Raw genomic sequence first — 17,969 nt, forward strand, 5'->3', positions numbered from 1 at the left:
GTCTAGGTGTGTATCGATACACAAGGGCCGAGGAGCAGGCGGTCACTCCCTCCGGGGCGGGCGGGGACGGCGGCTTCGTCCGGGACGCGCCGACCGTGCTGGCCTACGCGGTGCTCGGGTGCTTCACCGGCTGGCTGTACGCCTTCGGCCCGGCGCTGTCGCTGCTGCGCGAGGAGCTGGGCTTCTCGTACACGCTGCTGGGCGTCTACTCCCTGCTGTGGTCCGGCGGTGCGGCCGCGGCCGGCGCCGGGTTCGCGGCCGTGGCCCGCCGGCTGTCGCGCTCGGCGCTGCTGTGGTCCTCGGCCCTGGGCACCGCCGCCGGCGCCGCGCTGTTCACCCTCGGGAACGGGCTCGCGCCGACCCTGGCCGGGGCCGCGGTCATGGGCACGGCCGGCACCGTGCTGCTGACGGCGACGCAGGCCGTCCTCTCCGACCGGCACGGCGCCCGGCGCGACCGGGCGCTCACCGAGGCCAACGTCGGCGCCGGGGCGTGCGCGGTCCTCGCACCCCTCGCCCTCGGCGCGCTCGCCGCGGGGCCGGCCGGCTGGCGGGCGGCGTTCGCCCTGCCGGCGCTGGTCCTCGCCGGGCTGTACCTGTGGTCCCGCGGCCGGCCACTGCCGGCGCCGGCCGACCGCCGGGTCGCCGGGCGGCCCGGACCGCTGCCCCTGGCCGCCTGGCTGTTCGCCGCCCTGACCGCGATCGCCACGGCCGTGGAGTTCTGCCTCGTCTACTTCGGCACCGAGGTGCTCGTCGGCACGGGACTCGCGACCACCACCGCCGCGACGGCGCTGGGCAGCAACTACCTGGGCCTGCTCGTCGGCCGCCTCGGCGGGGCGGCGCTCACCCGGCGCCCGGGCCGTACCATCCCCCTCCTGCACGCCTCCCTGGCAGTGACCGCGGCCGGCTTCGTGCCGTTCTGGCTCACCGACAGCCCGGCCGTCGCCGTCCTCGGCCTGTTCGTCTGCGGGGTCGGCATCGCCAACCTCTACCCCCTGGCCCTGGCGCTCACCCTGGGCGCCGCCCGCGGGCACGAGGACCGGGCCAACGCCCACACCCAGCTGCTGGGCGGCCTGGTCACGGCCGCCGCTCCGTTCCTGCTCGGCGCCCTGGCCGACGCGCACGGCCTCACCGTGGCCTTCGTGCTCGAGCCTGCGCTGCTCCTGGCGGCGCTCCTGCTCCTGCTCGGCGGGGCCCGCGCGACACCACGGTGACATCACCGGGGTTGCGTATGGCGTCATGATGGTGTCATCGTGACGTCATGGACCTCACCCCGTTCGTCGAGCAGCTCCGCCGGGAGCTGGTGCTGGCCGCCGCTCCCGGGGGCGAGGAGGCGCGCGAGCTGGCCGAGCGCCTCACCGCGCCGTTGGAGTCCTCGGTCCGGCTGGCCCTGCTGAGCGCGCTGTCGGCCGCGGCCGAGGAGCTGACCGGCCAGCTCGCGCCCGGCTCGGTCGACGTGCGGCTGCGCGGCAGCGAGCTCGGCTTCGTCGTCACCCCGCCCCCGGCGGCCACCGAGCCGCACGACGCCCCCGCGCCGGAGGCCGTCCTCGACGGCGACGACGGCGGCACCATCCGCATCACCCTCCGGCTGCCCGAGCAGCTGAAGGTCCGCGTCGAGGAGGCGGCCGCCCGCCTCGGCTCGTCGGTCAACACGTGGCTGGTCCGGGCCGTCAGCGACGCGGTGACGCGAGCCGACCGTCCCCGCCCCGCCGACGACGGCCGCCGGTCCCGGTGGACCGGCGGCTCGAGCTACACGGGCTGGGCGCGCTAGCCCGTCCCGTCCCGCACCTGGACACGGCACCGCGACCCCGGCCGACCGGCCCGGGGGCGATCCCCCTGCCCCGAGGAGGGCGCAGACCATGCCCACGTTCGACACCCCCCACCCGATCAGCGCCCGCATCGAGATCGCGGCGGGCACCGTCCGCGTCCGGGCCGCCGAGCGGACCGACACGGTGGTCACCGTCCGGCCGCGCAGCGAGCGCAGCTCCGCCGACGTCGCGGCCGCCGGGCACTGCGTCGTCGAGTACACCGCCGGCGAGCTGCTGGTCCGCTCGACCGGCCGGCCCCGGCTGCTGTTCTTCGGCTCCGGCCCGGAGATCGACGTCGACGTCGCCCTGCCCGAGGGCTCGTCCCTCGTCGCCCGGTCCGCCGCCGGGTCGATCACCTGCACCGGGCGGCTGGGCACCGTCGAGGTCGAGAGCCGCTACGGCGACCTCGAGCTCGACCGCGCCGGGAGCGTGCGGGCCCGCACCTCCAGCGGCGACGTCACCGCGGCGGTCCTCGACGGCGAGGCCGAGGTGCACACCGCCTACGGCGACGTCCGGGTCGGCGAGGTCACCGGGACCGCGCGGCTGGAGACCGCCTGCGGGGACGTCGTCGTCGACCGCGCGCTCGGCTCGGTCACGGGCACCACCAAGTACGGCCAGGTGCGCGTCGGCCAGGCGGTCCGCGGGTCGCTGGTGCTCGAGACCGCGTACGGCGAGGTCGAGGCCGGCGTGCGCGCGGGGACGGCGGCCTGGCTCGACGTGCAGTCGGGCTCCGGCCGCATCCGCAACCTGCTCGGCGAGGCCGAGGGGCCCGGCGACGCGGAGGAGACCGTGGAGATCCACGCCCGCACCGCGTACGGCGACGTCCTCGTCCGCCGGGCCTGAGGGGAGCCGACCGTGACCGCCGCCGTCTCCGTCGCCGGCCTGCGCAAGGCCTTCGGCGCCACCGTCGTCCTCGACGGCCTGGACCTCACCGTGCCCGAGGGCACGGTGTACGCGCTGCTCGGCCCCAACGGGGCCGGCAAGACCACCACCGTCGACGTCCTGTCCACGCTCACCCCCGCCGACGCCGGGGAGGTCACCGTCGCCGGGTGCGACCTCGCCACCGACCCCGCCGGGGTGCGCGCCGCGATCGCGGTGACCGGTCAGTTCTCCGCCGTGGACGGCCTGCTCACCGGCCGGGAGAACCTCCGGCTCATGGCCGACCTGCACCACCTCGGCCGCCGGGAGGGGCAGCGCCGCGCCGCCGGCCTGCTCGAGCGCTTCGACCTCGTCGAGGCGGCCGACCGGCTGCCGGCCACGTACTCCGGCGGCATGCGCCGCCGGCTGGACCTGGCGATGGGCCTGATGGGCGACCCGCGGGTGGTCTTCCTCGACGAGCCCACCACCGGCCTGGACCCGCGCAGCCGCCGGGCGGTGTGGGACGTCGTCCGCGGGCTGGTCGCCGAGGGTGTGACGATCCTGCTCACCACGCAGTACCTGGAGGAGGCCGACCAGCTGGCCGACCGGATCGGCCTGCTCGACGGCGGTCGGCTGGTCGCCGAGGGCACCGCCGACGAGCTCAAGCGGCTGGTCCCCGGCGGGTCGGTGCGGCTGCGGTTCGCCGACGTCGCCGCGCTCGACCGGGCCGCCCGCGTCCTCGGCACCGGGACGGCCGACCCCGCCGGGCTCCAGCTCGAGGTGCCCTCCGACGGCAGCGTTCCCGCGCTGCGGTCCGTGCTCGCCCGCCTCGACGACGCCCGCGTCGACGTCGCCGCGCTCAGCGTCGAGACGCCCGGTCTCGACGACGTCTTCCTGGCCCTCACCGGCCGCCCGACCCCCGAGGAGGTGCCGGCGTGAGCCTCGCCCACACCCTGACCGACAGCCGCACGATGCTGCGCCGCGACCTGCGGCACGCGGTGCGCTACCCGTCGCTGACCCTGATCGTGGCCGCGGTCCCGATCGTGTTCCTGCTGCTGTTCGTCTACGTCCTCGGCGGCACGCTCGGCGCCGGGCTGGGCGGGTCGGCCGGCGGCCGCGCCGAGTACGTCACCTACGTGGTGCCCGGCGTGCTGCTGCTGGCGGTGACCGGCAGCGCGCAGGGCACCGCGATCGCGATGGCCATGGACATGACCGAGGGCATCGTCGGCCGGTTCCGGACCATGTCGATCGCCCGCGCGTCGGTGCTCACCGGGCACGTCCTCGGCGCCGTCGTCCAGACGCTGGTGGGCCTGGCCGTCGTCGTCGGGGTCGCGCTGCTGGTCGGCTTCCGGCCCGACGCCGGCGTGGCCGAGTGGCTCGCCGCGGTCGGCGTCCTGGCCATGACGGCGTTCGCGCTGGCGTGGCTCGCGGTCGCGATGGGCCTGGCCACGAAGACCGTGGAGGGCGCGAGCAACCTGCCGATGCCGCTGATGCTGCTGCCCTTCCTCGCCAGCAGCTTCGTGCCGGTGGAGTCGATGCCGGCCGGGCTGCGGGAGTTCGCCGAGCACCAGCCGTTCACCCCGCTGACCGAGACGCTGCGCGGCCTGCTCACCGGCACCGCGATCGGCTCCAGCGCCTGGGTGGCGACGGCGTGGTGCGCCGGGATCGCGCTGGCCGGCTACCTCTGGGCGCGGCGGAACTACGAGCGCCGTCCGGCCCGCTGAGCACGCGCGTGGCCCGGGACCGAACCGGTCCCGGGCCCCGCGACGTCCGATCGGTCAGCGCTTGAGGCCGTACTCCTTGAGCAGGCCGCGGCTGATGATCGTCTTCTGGATCTCGCTGGTGCCCTCGCCGATGAGCAGGAACGGCGCCTCGCGCATGAGCCGCTCGATCTCGTACTCCTTGGAGTAGCCGTAGCCGCCGTGGATGCGGAAGGACTGCGTGGTCACCTCGGCGCAGTACTCGCTGGCGATCAGCTTGGCCATGCCGGCCTCGACGTCGTTGCGCTTGCCGGCGTCCTTGAGCCGGGCGGCGTTGACCATCATCAGGTGCGCCGCCTCGACCTTGGTGGCCATCTCGGCGAGCTGGAAGGCGATCGCCTGGTGCTGCACGATCGGCTTGCCGAAGGTCTCCCGCTGCTGGGCGTACTCGACGGCCAGCTCGAACGCCCGGATGGAGATGCCGCAGGCGCGGGCGGCGACGTTCACCCGGCCGACCTCGACGCCGTCCATCATCTGCGCGAAGCCGCGGCCGGGCTCCCCGCCCAGGACCATGTCCGCGCCGATGCGGTAGCCGTCGAACACCAGCTCGGTGGTGTCGACGCCCTTGTAGCCCATCTTGTCGATCTTGCCCGGGATGGTCAGGCCCGGGGCGACGGTGCCGAAGCCGGCCGGCTTCTCGACCAGGAACGTCGTCAGGTTCTGGTGCGGCTTGTCGGCGCCCAGGTCGGTGCGCACCAGCGCGGCCACCAGCGTGGAGGAGCCGCCGTTGGTCAGCCACATCTTCTGGCCGTCGATGACGTACTCGTCGCCGTCCCTGACCGCCTTGGTGCGGATGCCGGCGACGTCGGAGCCCAGGCCCGGCTCGGACATCGAGAAGGCGCCGCGGACCTCGCCGGTGGCCATGCGCGGGAGGAAGTGGTCCTTCTGCTCCTGCGTGCCGTGCTGGCGGATCATGTAGGCGACGATGAAGTGCGTGTTGATGACGCCGGAGACGCTCATCCAGCCGCGGGCGATCTCCTCGACCACCAGCGCGTAGGTCAGCAGCGACTCCCCGAGGCCGCCGTACTCCTCGGGGATCATCAGCCCGAAGATGCCGAGCTCCTTGAGCCCGTCGACGATCTCCTGCGGGTACTCGTCGGCGTGCTCGAGCTCCTGCGCGTGCGGGATGATCTCCTTGTCCACGAAGCTCCTGACCGTCGACAGGATCTCCTGCTGGACGTCGGTCAGGTCGGCGGTCTGCGCCAGTCGGGCCACGCTCACTCCTCGGGGACTCCGGTGTCCGTTGCTACCGGGGAGTATGGGCGACCGCTCGCGACGAGTCGCCGTGTCCCCGGTCACCCCCTCCCGGAACGACGACGGCCCGCCCGGGAGTGCCCGGGCGGGCCGTGCGACGCGGTTGCTCAGGCGGCGTCGGGCGGGGTGAACGACGACGTGCGGCCCATGCCCGCGGCGCGGCCCTTGCCCGCGATGACCAGCGCCATCTTGCGGCTGGCCTCGTCGATCATCTCGTCGCCGAGCATGGCCGAGCCCTTCTTGCCGCCGGCCTCGGACGTGTACCAGTCGTAGGCGTCGAGGATGAGCTCGGCGTGGTCGTAGTCCTCCTGCGACGGCGCGTAGATCTCGTTGGCGGCGTCGATCTGGCCCGGGTGCAGCACCCACTTGCCGTCGAAGCCGAGCACGGCCGAGCGCTTGGCGACCTCCTTGAAGGCCTCGACGTCGCGCACCTGCAGGAAGGGGCCGTCGATGGCCTGCACGCCGCGGGCGCGGGCGGCCATGAGGATCTGCATGAGGATGTAGTGGAAGGGGTCGCCCGGATAGTCGGGGTGCAGGGCGCCGACCACCAGCGACTTCATGTTGATGCTGGCCATGAAGTCGGCCGGGCCGAAGATGATCGTCTCGATCCGCGGGCTGGCGAACGCGATGTCGTTGACGTTGATCAGGCCCTGCGCGGTCTCGATCTGCGCCTCGATGCCGATCCGCCCGACCTCCAGGCCGTTGGCCTTCTCGATCTGGGTGAGCAGGAAGTCCAGCGCCGCCACCTGACGGGCGTCGACGACCTTCGGCAGCATGATGCAGTCGAGGTCCGCGCCGGCGCCCTCGACCACCTCGATGACGTCGCGGTAGGTCCACTCCGTCGTCCAGTCGTTGACCCGGACCGTGCGGATCTTCTCGCCCCAGCCGCCCTCGTTGAGCGCCGCCACGATGTTCTTCCGGGCGCCGGGCTTGGCCAGCGGCGCGCAGGCGTCCTCCAGGTCCAGGAACACCTGGTCGGCCGGGAGACCCTTGGCCTTCTCCAGGAAGCGCGGGTTGCTGCCCGGCACGGCGAGGTTGGAACGGCGGGATCGGAGCTCGGCCACGGTGCCTCCGCTGGTGATCGGGATCTTCGGCTACCGGAGGGTAGCCAGGCGGCGGGAACGGCCGTTCCTGCCGGGGTCAGGTCACCGGCTCGACCGGCACCTGCGGCCGGCCGGCCCGCACCACCAGCGCCACCCCGGCGACGACGGCGACCATCCCCGGCAGCGCGAGCAGCGGCGGGGTCTGGCCGAGCAGGGCCAGCGCCACGAGCAGCGCGCCGGGCACCTCCAGCAGCACCGCGAGCCCGACGACGGTCGGCCCGACGCTGGAGAGCACCAGGTTGAGCAGCGTGTGCCCGAGGATCTGCGCGCACACGGTGATCGCCAGGATCAGCCACCAGTCGCGGGCGGGGAACCCGGCGAGCGGGGTGGTGGTCACCAGCGCCGCGACGGCGAGCACGGCCGCGCAGGTCGAGTAGCAGACCACCGAGTACGCCGACGTCGCCAGGCGCGTGCGGGCGCGGGCCCCGGCGAGCATGTAGCCACCGGCGCAGACGGCCCCGAGCAGCGCGAGCCCGTCCCCGGCCAGCGCCTCCAGGCTGACCGCGACGTCCACCCCGGCGATCAGCGCGGCGCCGACGACGGCCAGCGCCAGCCCGGCCCACACCTGCGCGGGCAGCCGGACGCCGGACACCCGCGCGGCCAGCGCCGTCCAGATCGGCGTGGTGGTGACCAGCGCCGTCGACGCGGCGACCGTGGTCATCGACAGGCTGGGCAGCCAGGCGGCGAAGTGCGCGGCGAGGAACAGCCCGGCCACGACCGAGCTGCCCAGGTGCCGCGGCCGCAGCCCGGCGAGGGTGGCGCGCTCGCGGCCCAGCAGCACCGGCACCAGCAGCGCGGCCCCGGCGGCGTTGCGCCAGAACGCCAGCGCCAGGAACGAGGCGCCGACCAGCGCGGTCAGCGGGCCGGAGAAGGAGACCCCGACGACGGCGACCGCCATGAGCGCGACGTCGCGGGAGCCCGGGCGGTGGACCGCCCACGGCGAGACGGCCGCCGTCGACCCGGCGCTCACGGCACGCGGATGCGCCCGGAGGCCACCGGCACGACCGCCCCGGACACCGTGGCCGCCGTCGCCCGGCCGCCGTCGGCGGTGACCGTGCACGACAGCACCGACGGCCGGCCCATCGCCTCGCCCTGCCGCACGGTGTACGACGACGTCCCGTCCGGGGTGACGAGGCCGGTGGCGGCCAGCCAGACGCCGGCGCCCAGCGCCGCCGAGCCGGTGGCCGGGTCCTCGCCCCAGCGCAGGTCGCCCGCGAACACGCGGGCGTAGGCGGTGGAGCCGTCCCACGACAGCACCGAGACGCCCTCCCCCACGCCGAACGCGGCCAGCGCGGCGGGGTCCGGGACGGCGCGGTCGACCACGTCCGGGTGCACGGCGAGGAAGGCGAAGGGCAGGCCGCAGCCGGCCACGTGCGCGGGCAGCCCGACGACGTCGGCCGCCGACAGGCCCAGCGCCGCGGCCAGCGCCGCCGGGTCGGGGCCGTCCTCCACCGTCGGCCGCCCGCCGGTCAGCGTCGCGCCGTCGCCGGTGACCTCGATCGGCAGGACACCGGCGCCGCACTCCTGGTGCAGCGGGCCCGGGGCCAGCCGGCCGGTGCGCACCAGCGTGTGCGCGGCCCCGACGCTCGGGTGCCCGGCGAAGGGCAGCTCGGCGAACGGGGTGAAGATCCGGACCCGGTAGTCGGCGCCGGGCTCGGTCGGTGCGCAGAGGAAGGAGGTCTCCGACAGCGCGAACTCGTTGGCCAGCGCCTGGCACTGCTCCGTGGTCAGCGCGTCGGCGTCGAACACCACCGCCAGCGGGTTGCCGGCGAACGCCCGCGGGGCGAACACGTCGACGACCTCGTACTCGACGGACGCCGATCCGACGGACACAGGGCTCGCCACGGCCCCGACGGTAGCCTCACCCAGTGTGAGCACGGTGACCAGGGCGTACGTCTCGCGGCTCGCCGGCCTGCCCGTCTTCGACCCCAACGGGGACCGGGTCGGGCGGCTGCGCGACGTCGTCGTGGCGCTGCGCGTGGGCACCGCCAGCCCCCGGGTGCTGGGCCTGGTCGTGGAGGTCGTGGCCCGCCGCCGCATCTTCGTGCCGATGGGCCGGGTGACCAGCATCGACCCGGGCGCGGTGGTGCTCGCCTCGGGCACGCTCAACCTCAAGCGCTTCGAGCAGCGGCGCGGCGAGACGCTGGTCCTCGGCGAGCTGCTGGACCGGACCGTGACCATCACGGAGTCGGGCCGGCCGGCCGCCGTCGTCGACGCGGGGATCGAGCAGACCCGCACCGGCGAGTGGCAGGTCACCCGCCTCGCCGTGCAGGAGCCGGGCCGGCTCGGCCGCCGCGGGCAGCTGCACCAGCTGGCGTGGGACGAGGTCGCCGGGCTCGCGCTGCCGGAGAGCGGGCAGGGCGCCGAGACGCTGATCGCCACCTACCGCGAGCTGAACGCCGCCGACCTCGCGCACGCCCTGCAGGACCTGCCGATCAAGCGGCGGCACGAGGTGGCCGAGGCCCTCGACGACGAGCGGCTGGCCGACGTGCTCGGCGAGCTGCCGGAGGCCGAGCAGGTCACCATCCTCGGCACGCTGGACGAGTCCCGGGCCGCCGACGTGCTCGAGGTCATGGACCCCGACGACGCCGCCGACGTGCTCGCCGAGCTGTCCAACGTCGACCGCAACCGGCTGCTGGAGCTGATGGAGCCCGACGAGGCCGAACCGGTGCGCCAGCTGCTGCAGTACTCCGAGGACACCGCCGGCGGGATCATGACCAGCGAGCCGGTGATCCTCGCCCCGGACGCGACCATCGCCGAGGCGCTGGCCCGGGTGCGCGAGCCCGAGCTGACCCCGGCGCTGGCCAGCCAGGTGTACGTCTGCCGGCCGCCGTCGGCCACCCCGACGGGGCGCTACCTGGGCCTGGCGCACATCCAGCGGCTGCTGCGCGAGCCGCCGTCCAGCCTCGTGAGCGGCGTGCTCGACGACCTGGACCCGCTGCGGCCGGAGGCGCCGCTGGGCGAGGTCACCCGCTACTTCGCCACCTACAACCTGGTCGCCGCGCCGGTGGTCGACGACCGGGGCCGGCTGGTGGGCGCGGTGAGCGTCGACGACGTCCTCGACCACCTGCTGCCCGAGGACTGGCGCGAGCGGGCCCGCCGTGGCTGACGGCCGCCGCCTCGACGTCCCCCGCGGCTCGTCCCGCGGGATCACCGGCTACCTGCGGCTGGACCCCGACGCGGTCGGCCGGTTCGCCGAGGGGATCGCCCGCTTCCTCGGCACCGGGCGGTTCCTCGCCGTCCAGACGGTGATCGTGGTGCTGTGGATCGGCCTCAACGTCTTCGCCGTCCGGCTGCGCTGGGACCCCTATCCGTTCATCCTGCTCAACCTGGCCTTCTCCACCCAGGCCGCCTACGCCGCGCCGCTGATCCTGCTGGCGCAGAACCGGCAGGCCGACCGCGACCGCGTGCAGGCCGAGGAGGACCGCGCCCGCGCCGCGCAGACCCGCGCGGACACCGAGTACCTGGCCCGTGAGCTCGCCGCGCTGCGGGTGGCCATCGGCGAGCTCGCCACCCGTGACTTCATCCGCGGCGAGCTGAACCGCCTCGCCGAGAGCCGCTCGCCCGAGGAGCGGGAGAAGAAGGCCAAGAAGAAGCCGAAGGACGCCGTCCAGCCGGCGCTCGCGGACCCCACGGCGTAGCGCACCGGGCCGCCCGGACCGTCGTCCCCCCGCGGCACACTCCCGGGCATGCGCACGCACGCGGTGGTGGCCTCGCCCATCGGGCCGCTGACCGTCGTCGCCGACGACGGGGTGCTCGGCCGGCTGTACCTCTCGCCCCCGGGCCCGCAGGCCGACCTCGGCGCGCGGGACGACACCGCGCTCGCCGACGTGACCGGCCAGCTCGGCGAGTACCTCGCCGGTGAGCGGGAGGCGTTCGACCTGCCGCTGCGCCCACGCGGCAGCGACTTCGAGCTGGCCGTCTGGGAGCAGCTCACCCGCATCCCCTACGGCCGGACAACCACCTACGGGGCGGTGGCGCGGGCCGTCGGCGAGCCCGGCGGCGCGCAGGCCGTCGGCCTGGCGTGCGGGCGGAACCCGCTGGCGATCGTCGTCCCGTGCCACCGGGTGGTCGGCGCCGACGGCAGCCTGGTCGGCTTCGGCGGCGGGCTGTCCCGCAAGCGCTTCCTGCTCGACCTGGAGCAGCGGGACGCCCGGCTGTTCTGACCCTGCGGGCAGGGTCGGCCGAGGGCTCAGCCCAGCACCGCGCGCAGCACGTGCAGCCCGGCGGCGGCCGCCGCCGTCGCCGGGACGACCAGCGCGAGCGCCCACGCCCGCGTGCCCCGGCACCGCGGCAGCACGGCGGTGAGCAGCACCGCGGTGACGACGTCGGCAGCCGCCTGCACCGGGCGCGGGTCCGCCCCGCCCGGCCACAGCGCGGGCGCGTCCCCGCCGGCCAGCGCGATGCCCGCGATCCCGGCCATCAGCGCCCCGGGCAGCGGCCCGTCCGCGCGGGTGCCCCGCCACGCGGCCGCCGCGGTCGCCGGGACGGCGGTGGCCGACAGGACCAGCCAGGCGGCGAGGAGCCCCGGCGTCCAGCCGAACCCGAGCACGACCGCGGCCCAGGAGTAGTAGGCGATGGTCATGGCGGCGAAGAACGTGGCCGCGCGGACCGCCGCGGCCCGGACCGACGGCGCCCAGCGGCCGAGCGCGGCGACGGCCAGCACCCACGCGGCCGGCTGGCTGCCCAGCGCGGCGGCCCAGGCGACCCCCGACTCGTCGGCCGCCTTCGCGGCGACCCCGGCCAGCAGTCCCAGCAACGCGGCCCGCAGCGGCGTCACGTGGTCAGGACGTGCACCAGCGCGCCGGTGGCGCCGGCCAGCACGAGCACCACGATGAACGGCGCCCGCAGCGCGAGGGCGACCGCGGCGACCGCGACCCCGGCCAGCCGGCCGTCCAGCACGAGGTCCTGCCCGGAGGTCAGCGTCTGCACCGCGACCAGCGCGGCCAGCAGCGCCGCGGGCACGAAGGTGACCAGCCGGGTCACCCACGGCCGCTCGACCCAGGCCGCGGGCACCGACAGCCCGGCCAGCTTGAGCAGGTAGCAGCCCAGCGACCCGACGACGACCACCACCCAGAGCGTCCCGGTGCTCACGCCGCCTCCTCCCGCGGCCGCCCGGCCAGCACCACCGCGACGACGGCGGCCACCACCTGCACGCCCGGCGGCACGAACGGCGTCAGCGCCAGCGCCACGGCCGCGCCGCCCAGCGCCACCCGGCGGGCGACGGCCGGCTCCTCGGCACCGCCACGCAGCCGCGGCCACAGCAGGGCCAGGAACGCGGCCGGGACGACGGCGTCCAGCGCCGCCTCCGCGGTCTCCCCCAGCGCCCCCGCCCCCAGCGCGCCGGCCAGCGTGGTCGCGTTCCACACCGTGAAGATCGACGCCCCGCCGGCAAGGAAGGCCAGCCGGGACAGGCCGCGGTCGGGGGCGGCCACGGCCAGCGCGGTCGTCTCGTCGATCACCCAGTGCGCCAGGCCCAGCCGGCGCAGCAGGCCGCGCGGGGACAGCAGTGGCGCCAGGCGGACGCCGTAGACGGTGTTGCGGGTGCCCAGCAGCAGCGCGCTGCCGATCGCGGCCGCGCCCCCGCCGCCGGCGCCGAGCACGCCGACCAGCGCGAACTGCGAGGCGCCGGTGAACATCAGCAGCGACAGGGTCAGCGCCTGCCAGGGGTCCAGGCCCGCGGCGTCGGCGGCCGCGCCGAAGGCGACGCCGTAGAGGCCGACGGCCACCCCCAGGCCGATGGCGTCGCGGAGGACGGCGGCACGGGCGGGAGCGGGCACGTCGCCGCAGCCTACGGCCCGGCTGCGTACGGTCGGGCCCGTGACCGGGGCCGCGGGCGACCACCGGGTGGTGCTGCGGGACGACCGGGGGCCGCAGGGCACGTGGTCCGAGCGGGCCACGCTGTCCGGCGCCGGCCTGCGGGTCGAGGGCCAGAGCCTGAGGGTCGAGGGCCAGAGCCTGCGCGGCGACGACGGGTACGAGTTCGCCGTCGACGTCGCGCCCGGGCAGTTCCCGGCCCTGCTCGCCGCCCTCGGCGCGCCCGCGCACGCCGACGTCCTCGACGCGCTGGCGGCCTGGTCCCGGGGCGGGGGCCGCGGGCTCACCCGCCTGCTGCAGGACGCCGGCGTCGAGCACCGCCTCTGGAACCGCGTGGGCGGCTGACCGCCCCGTACGGCACCCCCGGGTGCGCAGCACATCACCTCCGCGCCGGGCGGCACCCGGTGCCCGTCGCCGTACAGTGGCAGGTGGACCGGAGTGCAGGTCGCCGCCGTGTGGTGCCGCGGACCGGGTCCCCCCGTCGAAGGAGACACATCCCCCCATGTCCGACACGCTGACCGGCTCGCCGGCGCTCGACGCCGTCAACGCCGCTCTGGCCACCGTCCAGGACCCGGAGATCAACCGTCCGCTGACCGACCTCGGGATGGTCAAGGACGTGCAGATCGGCGTCGGCGGCGACCCGGGCGCCGTGCGCGTCGAGGTCTACCTGACCGTGGCCGGCTGCCCGATGCGCGAGACGATTACCAACCGGGTGACCGCCGCCGTCTCCGCCGTCCCCGGCGTGACGTCGGTGCAGGTCGGCCTGGACGTGATGAGCGACGAGCAGCGCGCCGAGCTGCGCCGCACCGTCCGCGGCACCGACGCGGCCGACCCCGTCATCCCCTTCGCCCAGCCGGGTTCGCTGACCCGCGTCTACGCGGTCGCGTCCGGCAAGGGCGGCGTCGGCAAGTCCAGCGTCACGGTCAACCTGGCCGCGGCGCTGGCCAAGCGGGGCCTGTCGGTCGGCGTCGTGGACGCCGACATCTACGGCCACTCGGTGCCGCGCATGCTGGGCGTCGACGACAAGCCGACCCAGGTCGACAACATGATCATGCCGCCGCAGTCGATGGGCGTGAAGGTCATCTCGATCGGCATGTTCACCCCGGGCAACACCCCGGTCGTGTGGCGCGGCCCGATGCTGCACCGCGCGCTGCAGCAGTTCCTCGCCGACGTGTGGTGGGGCGACCTCGACGTCCTGCTGCTCGACCTGCCGCCCGGCACCGGCGACGTCGCGATCTCCATCGCCCAGCTGCTGCCCAACGCCGAGATCCTCGTGGTGACCACGCCGCAGCAGGCCGCCGCCGAGGTGGCCGAGCGGGCCGGCGCGATCGCCACCCAGACCCACCAGCAGGTCGTGGGCGTCATCGAGAACATGTCGTGGCTCGAGCTGCCCGACGGCTCCCGCATGGAGGTCTTCGGCTCCGGCGGCGGCCAGGCGGTCTCCGAGGCGCTGACCCGGCTGCTCGGCGCCAACGTGCCGCTGCTCGGCCAGGTCCCGCTCGACACCCGCCTGCGGGAGGCCGGGGACGCCGGCGCGCCGATCGTGCTCGCCGACCCCGAGACCCCGGCCGCGAAGGCGCTGACGAAGGTCGCCGACTCCCTCGCCGTCCGCCAGCGCGGTCTGTCGGGCATGTCGCTGGGGCTCACCCCCGTCCGCCGCTAGGACGCACACGCACCGGAGGCCCGGTCCCCTCGAGGGGCCGGGCCTCCGTGCGTTCGCGGCCCCGGAGAGCCGCCCCGCGAGGACGGCGGACCGACCGCGGGGCCGGAGGCCCCCGGTCGGGACGGCGTGGCGGGGCTCAGCGTCGGTCGGGGACGGCAGCCGGCCGCGGTGTCGGCCGGTAGGCCGACGACGTCACGTCGCGTCGACGTCGAACGGCGGCGGGACGGTCCGGTCGTGCTCGACGACGGCCGGGCGCGTCGCGGGCTTCACCAGGCTCGCCGCGGTCGCGCCCGCGGTGCCCGCGTCGCCGCGGCGCGCCGGCGGGGCGTCGTCGTCCTCGAACAGCTGGGACCGGATGAACGTCTTCGGGTGGTACTTGCGCAGGTCCAGGTCGCGCAGGCCGGCGAGGTCCTCACCGAGGGAGTCGTCGACCTGGGCACGCACCCCGGTGATCGCCTGCCGGACCTTCTTCAGCCCGGCCGCGGCGTCCCGCGCCAGGGTGGGCAGCCGCTCGGGCCCGAAGATGAACAACGCGGCCAGCGCCAGGACGACGATCTCGCCCCAGCCGATCGAGTCGAACACGCGTCGCTCCCTCCTCCGCCGGTCCCAGGGTATGCGGTGCCGCGGTCCGCTCAGGCCTGGGCGAGCGTGGCCTGGACGGTCGTCGACGACCCGCCGCGGACCAGCTCGATGGTCACCTGATCGCCGGGGTCGTGGGCGTCGACGGCGACGACGAGCTCCTCGGAGCTGCCCACCTCCTGGTCGTCGACGGCGATGACGACGTCCTGCTCGCGGATCCCGGCCCGGGCCGCGGGGCTGTCCGGCTCCACGTTGAGGACCAGCGCGCCGTCGCGGGTGCCGTCGGTGACCGACCGGGTGTTCACCCCGAGGGTCGCGTGCACCGCGCTGCCGGTGGCGATCAGCTGCTCGGCGACGTCGCGGGCGGTGTCGATGGGGATGGCGAAGCCCAGGCCCACGCTGCCGCCGCCGAGCGAGGCGATCGCGGTGTTGATGCCGATGACCGCGCCGGTCGCGTCGACCAGCGCGCCGCCGGAGTTGCCCGGGTTGATCGGCGCGTCGGTCTGCACCGCGCTGATCACGGCGTTGGTGTCGCTGCCCTCCCCCGCCAGCCGCACCGGCCGGTCGAGCGCGGAGACGATGCCGCTGGTGACCGTGCCGGCCAGGCCCAGCGGCGAGCCGATGGCCACCACCGGGTCACCGACGACGACGTCGTCGGAGTTGCCGAGCGAGGCGGTGACCAGGCCGGGCTTCTCCACCTTGACGACGGCGACGTCGCTGGCCGGGTCTCGGCCGACGATGCGCGCGGCCGAGCCGCTGCCGTCGCTGAACACCGCCCGGATCTCCGCGCCGTCCACGCCGTCGGCGCCGGAGATCACGTGGTTGTTGGTGACGATGTAGCCGCCCTCGCCGTCGATGACCACGCCGGAGCCGGTCGCGCCGGCGTCGCCGATGCGGACCTCGATCGACACGACCGCCGGCGCCACCCGGCCGGCGATGTCGGACACCGAGCCCGGCTCGCGGCTGATGCCCTCGTCGGTCTCCGAGAGCGTGGTGCCCGGCGCCAGCAGCGGCGTCTCGCTCGCCTCGCGGGTGAGCAGGTAGCCCACGCCGCCGCCGAGCGCGCCCGCGAGCAGGACGGCGAGGACGACCAGCAGGGCCACCCGCACCGACAGGTCGCGCAGCCGCAGCTTCTTCCGGCCCTTCCGGTCGACGACGACCGGGCCCTCCTGCTCGGACTCCTCCTCGAACACCGCGGGGCCGGTGAGGCCGGCCGGGGCGTGCGGGTCGCGCCACGGGTCGCTCTTCGCGTCCGGCTTCCACCACGGTCCGGCCGAGGTGCGACGGCGCCCGGGCCGGCCGCCGGGCGGCTCCTGCAGCCCGGCCTGCCCGGCCGGGGCGCGGAAGGCGCGCAGCACGGCCTCCGGCGGCGGCGGGGCCACCGGCCGCGGGGGCGGGGTCGGGCGGTCCCCGGCGAAGCTGCCCGGGACGGCGGCCGGGCGGCCGAACGCGGCGGCCTGGGCGGGACTGGCCGGCGGCTGCGGCGCCGCCGCGGCCGGGCGCAGCCGCTCCGGCGGCGCGAAGGAGCCGGTGGCCCCGGCGGGACGGGCGAAGACCACGTCGTCCCCCGTGCCGGCGGCGACCGGCGGGTGGACGACCGCCTCGACCGTGCGCTCGCCGTCGCGGGGAGCACCGCCGGGAGCGGGCTCGGCAGGACCGGTCTCGCGGGCGTCGTCGGGTGCGGTCACGGGTTCAGGGTCCTCCCCGGACCTGGCAGCGGACGTGGACTACGGGTGCCGGCGCGACGGTACCCGTCCGCGGGCTCGGGAGTCCGGGGTCAGGGCGCGGTGGTCACGGCGTGGCGCCCCGCGCGGACGACGGGCCGCTCAGCGTGCGGACCACCGGCGGCACGACCTCGGTGCGCTCGTCGGGCGAGGAGGGGCCGGCCACCGACGACGGCGTCCGGGGCGCCCGCTCCGCCGGGTCGGGCAGGTGGAGCGCGAGGACCGCGACGCCGAGGCCCAGCCCGGCCAGCGTGCCGGCGACGCTGCGGCGCAGCCAGCGCGCGTGGTGCGGCGACGCGGGACGGACGGGCGGGTCGTCGAGCGACACGGTCCAGCGGCCGGAGGACCCGGAGACGGTCAGCTCCCCCGCCGACGCGGTGACGGTGCCCAGCCCGCCGCCGCCGGGGACGTCGGCGGTGAACGGGATGGCGCACAGCCGGGAGAGCAGGTCGCGGGGGACGGCGACGTCGGCGGCGGCGTGCAGCGCGTCCTTGGCCTCGCGCTGGGCCTGCACGAGCATCCGGCACTCGAGGCAGCCGGCCAGGTGGCGGGCGGCGCGCGCGGCGGGCCCGCTGGCCAGCTCCCCGTCGACCAGCGCGGCGATCGCCTCCTGCGCCAGGTGGCTCTCCGGCAGGCTCATGCGGGAGCCCCCGGTGCCGGGACGCTGCGCGGGGCGAGGTGGGCCAGGGCCTGGCGCAGCTGCACGCGGCCGCGGTGGATGCGGCTGCGCACGGTGCCGAGCTTGATGCCGAGGGTCGCCGCGATCTCCTCGTAGGTCAGGCCCTCGATGTCGCAGAGGACGACGGCCACGCGGAACTCCGGCGGCAGCGCGTCCAGCGCCGCCTGCACCTGCGGGTCGAGGTGGGTGTCGGCGTAGACCTGCTCGGGGCTCGGCGCGGTGCCGGGCAGCCGCTCGGTGTCCTCGGGCAGCGCGTCGAACCGGATCCGCTGGCGGCGGCGGACCATGTCGAGGAACAGGTTCGTGGTGATGCGGTGCAGCCAGCCCTCGAAGGTGCCCGGCGAGAAGTCGGCCAGCGAGCGGAACACCCGGACGAACGTCTCCTGGGTGAGGTCCTCGGCGTCCTGGGCGTTGCCGGAGAGGCGGTAGGCCAGCCGGTAGACGCGCGCCGAGTGGTCCCGCACGACCTGCTCCCAGGTCGGCGCCACCCACACCTCGCCGGCACCGGACGCGGCCGACTGCTGGTCGGCGGCAGGGGGGACGGCGGCCTCGGACACGTCCCCAGTATCGCGGACGCGCACGCTGCCGACCTCCCCCGCGGGATGGACGGGGACGGCGGCACGCTCGGGTGTCACGCCCGGACCAACGGCGGTGACGGCATTCCGTGTTCCCGTCGTCAGTTCTTGCCAGGTTCCTCACAGGAACGCCTCCCGGATGGCGGGCCGCG

General features: G+C 75.9%; 21 protein-coding genes. 10 read left to right on the plus strand and 11 right to left on the minus strand.

The annotated features are described in order from the left end of the window. The first annotated feature begins 8 nt into the window (after positions 1-8). The 5 genes from ACI798_RS01470 to ACI798_RS01490 all read left to right on the plus strand — a co-directional run bounded on the left by ACI798_RS01470 (position 9) and on the right by ACI798_RS01490 (position 4,387). Positions 9-1,211: an MFS transporter gene (locus ACI798_RS01470; RefSeq protein ID WP_457047000.1), complete on the plus strand. Its 1,203-nt coding sequence runs from the start codon at positions 9-11 to the stop codon at positions 1,209-1,211. A gap of 47 nt (positions 1,212-1,258) precedes the next feature. Continuing rightward, entirely contained in the window at positions 1,259-1,768 is a 510-nt protein-coding gene (locus ACI798_RS01475; protein ID WP_456941247.1) for a hypothetical protein, read from the plus strand. Positions 1,769-1,856: 88 nt separating this feature from the next. Continuing rightward, positions 1,857-2,648 carry a DUF4097 family beta strand repeat-containing protein gene (locus ACI798_RS01480; RefSeq protein WP_456941246.1) on the plus strand — a complete coding sequence of 264 codons (792 nt, stop codon included), beginning with the start codon at positions 1,857-1,859 and terminating at the stop codon, positions 2,646-2,648. A 12-nt stretch (positions 2,649-2,660) separates the two neighbouring features. Next, the gene (locus ACI798_RS01485) at positions 2,661-3,602 is read left to right on the plus strand and encodes an ATP-binding cassette domain-containing protein (protein WP_456941245.1); all 942 of its coding nucleotides are present in this window, start codon (positions 2,661-2,663) and stop codon (positions 3,600-3,602) included. Beyond that, positions 3,599-4,387, plus strand: a complete 789-nt coding sequence (locus tag ACI798_RS01490) for an ABC transporter permease (RefSeq protein WP_457047001.1) — start codon at positions 3,599-3,601, stop codon at positions 4,385-4,387. The genes ACI798_RS01485 and ACI798_RS01490 overlap by 4 nt, the downstream gene beginning before the upstream one ends. A gap of 54 nt (positions 4,388-4,441) precedes the next feature. On the opposite strand, the gene ACI798_RS01495 is transcribed toward ACI798_RS01490, so the two are convergent. The 4 genes from ACI798_RS01495 to ACI798_RS01510 all read right to left on the minus strand — a co-directional run bounded on the left by ACI798_RS01495 (position 4,442) and on the right by ACI798_RS01510 (position 8,625). Beyond that, positions 4,442-5,638 carry an acyl-CoA dehydrogenase family protein gene (locus ACI798_RS01495; RefSeq protein WP_457047002.1) on the minus strand — a complete coding sequence of 399 codons (1,197 nt, stop codon included), beginning with the start codon at positions 5,636-5,638 and terminating at the stop codon, positions 4,442-4,444. Between the two features lie 146 nt (positions 5,639-5,784). Continuing rightward, positions 5,785-6,741 (minus strand): HpcH/HpaI aldolase/citrate lyase family protein, encoded by a 957-nt coding sequence (locus tag ACI798_RS01500; protein WP_456941242.1) that lies wholly within the window; start codon positions 6,739-6,741, stop codon positions 5,785-5,787. 76 nt (positions 6,742-6,817) lie between these two features. After that, positions 6,818-7,750 (minus strand): DMT family transporter, encoded by a 933-nt coding sequence (locus tag ACI798_RS01505; RefSeq protein WP_456941241.1) that lies wholly within the window; start codon positions 7,748-7,750, stop codon positions 6,818-6,820. Beyond that, a complete protein-coding gene (locus ACI798_RS01510) occupies positions 7,747-8,625 on the minus strand; it encodes a PhzF family phenazine biosynthesis protein (protein WP_457047003.1) in 879 nt (292 codons plus the stop codon). Before ACI798_RS01510 ends, ACI798_RS01505 begins: the two co-directional genes overlap by 4 nt. A 25-nt stretch (positions 8,626-8,650) precedes the next feature. Between ACI798_RS01510 and ACI798_RS01515 the strand changes: the two genes are divergently transcribed. The 3 genes from ACI798_RS01515 to ACI798_RS01525 are packed head-to-tail and all read left to right on the plus strand — an operon-like array spanning position 8,651 to position 10,946. Then, positions 8,651-9,889: a magnesium transporter MgtE N-terminal domain-containing protein gene (locus ACI798_RS01515; protein WP_456941239.1), complete on the plus strand. Its 1,239-nt coding sequence runs from the start codon at positions 8,651-8,653 to the stop codon at positions 9,887-9,889. Beyond that, positions 9,882-10,421 carry a DUF1003 domain-containing protein gene (locus ACI798_RS01520; RefSeq protein WP_456941238.1) on the plus strand — a complete coding sequence of 180 codons (540 nt, stop codon included), beginning with the start codon at positions 9,882-9,884 and terminating at the stop codon, positions 10,419-10,421. The genes ACI798_RS01515 and ACI798_RS01520 overlap by 8 nt, the downstream gene beginning before the upstream one ends. Before the next feature lie 48 nt (positions 10,422-10,469). Beyond that, a complete protein-coding gene (locus ACI798_RS01525; RefSeq protein WP_457047004.1) occupies positions 10,470-10,946 on the plus strand; it encodes a methylated-DNA--[protein]-cysteine S-methyltransferase in 477 nt (158 codons plus the stop codon). A 26-nt stretch (positions 10,947-10,972) separates the two neighbouring features. Here the strand turns inward: ACI798_RS01525 and ACI798_RS01530 are convergent, their stop codons facing one another. From ACI798_RS01530 to ACI798_RS01540, 3 genes are read right to left on the minus strand one after another with little or no spacing between them, the layout of a single operon-like run. Beyond that, positions 10,973-11,560, minus strand: a complete 588-nt coding sequence (locus tag ACI798_RS01530; RefSeq protein WP_457047005.1) for a hypothetical protein — start codon at positions 11,558-11,560, stop codon at positions 10,973-10,975. Next, positions 11,557-11,874, minus strand: coding sequence for an AzlD domain-containing protein (locus ACI798_RS01535; RefSeq protein ID WP_456941235.1), 318 nt, complete (start codon positions 11,872-11,874; stop codon positions 11,557-11,559). The genes ACI798_RS01530 and ACI798_RS01535 overlap by 4 nt, the downstream gene beginning before the upstream one ends. Continuing rightward, entirely contained in the window at positions 11,871-12,560 is a 690-nt protein-coding gene (locus tag ACI798_RS01540; protein ID WP_457047006.1) for an AzlC family ABC transporter permease, read from the minus strand. The genes ACI798_RS01535 and ACI798_RS01540 overlap by 4 nt, the downstream gene beginning before the upstream one ends. A gap of 40 nt (positions 12,561-12,600) precedes the next feature. Here ACI798_RS01540 and ACI798_RS01545 point away from each other — a divergent pair, with 40 nt between their 5' ends. Further along, complete coding sequence (locus tag ACI798_RS01545; RefSeq protein WP_457047007.1) at positions 12,601-12,942, plus strand: hypothetical protein; 342 nt, start codon at positions 12,601-12,603, stop codon at positions 12,940-12,942. 157 nt (positions 12,943-13,099) lie between these two features. Beyond that, positions 13,100-14,260: an Mrp/NBP35 family ATP-binding protein gene (locus ACI798_RS01550; protein WP_457047008.1), complete on the plus strand. Its 1,161-nt coding sequence runs from the start codon at positions 13,100-13,102 to the stop codon at positions 14,258-14,260. A gap of 192 nt (positions 14,261-14,452) precedes the next feature. Here the strand turns inward: ACI798_RS01550 and ACI798_RS01555 are convergent, their stop codons facing one another. The 4 genes from ACI798_RS01555 to sigE form a co-directional block, all read right to left on the minus strand. Further along, positions 14,453-14,842: a twin-arginine translocase TatA/TatE family subunit gene (locus tag ACI798_RS01555; protein WP_456941231.1), complete on the minus strand. Its 390-nt coding sequence runs from the start codon at positions 14,840-14,842 to the stop codon at positions 14,453-14,455. Positions 14,843-14,892: 50 nt separating this feature from the next. Then, complete coding sequence (locus ACI798_RS01560; protein WP_456941230.1) at positions 14,893-16,527, minus strand: S1C family serine protease; 1,635 nt, start codon at positions 16,525-16,527, stop codon at positions 14,893-14,895. Between the two features lie 103 nt (positions 16,528-16,630). Beyond that, positions 16,631-17,203, minus strand: a complete 573-nt coding sequence (locus ACI798_RS01565) for a zf-HC2 domain-containing protein (protein ID WP_457047009.1) — start codon at positions 17,201-17,203, stop codon at positions 16,631-16,633. Continuing rightward, complete coding sequence (gene sigE, locus ACI798_RS01570) at positions 17,200-17,799, minus strand: RNA polymerase sigma factor SigE (RefSeq protein WP_456941228.1); 600 nt, start codon at positions 17,797-17,799, stop codon at positions 17,200-17,202. Before sigE ends, ACI798_RS01565 begins: the two co-directional genes overlap by 4 nt. Between the last annotated feature and the right edge of the window lie 170 nt (positions 17,800-17,969).

Source organism: Geodermatophilus sp. SYSU D01045, from assembly GCF_054050295.1.

Coding starts and splice junctions, on each gene's coding strand:
- ACI798_RS01565 (WP_457047009.1), bottom strand. CDS start 17,203: ATGAGCCTGCCGGAGAGCCACCTGGCGCAGGAGGCGATCGCCGCGCTG.
- ACI798_RS01475 (WP_456941247.1), top strand. CDS start 1,259: ATGGACCTCACCCCGTTCGTCGAGCAGCTCCGCCGGGAGCTGGTGCTG.
- ACI798_RS01525 (WP_457047004.1), top strand. CDS start 10,470: ATGCGCACGCACGCGGTGGTGGCCTCGCCCATCGGGCCGCTGACCGTC.
- ACI798_RS01480 (WP_456941246.1), top strand. CDS start 1,857: ATGCCCACGTTCGACACCCCCCACCCGATCAGCGCCCGCATCGAGATC.
- ACI798_RS01550 (WP_457047008.1), top strand. CDS start 13,100: ATGTCCGACACGCTGACCGGCTCGCCGGCGCTCGACGCCGTCAACGCC.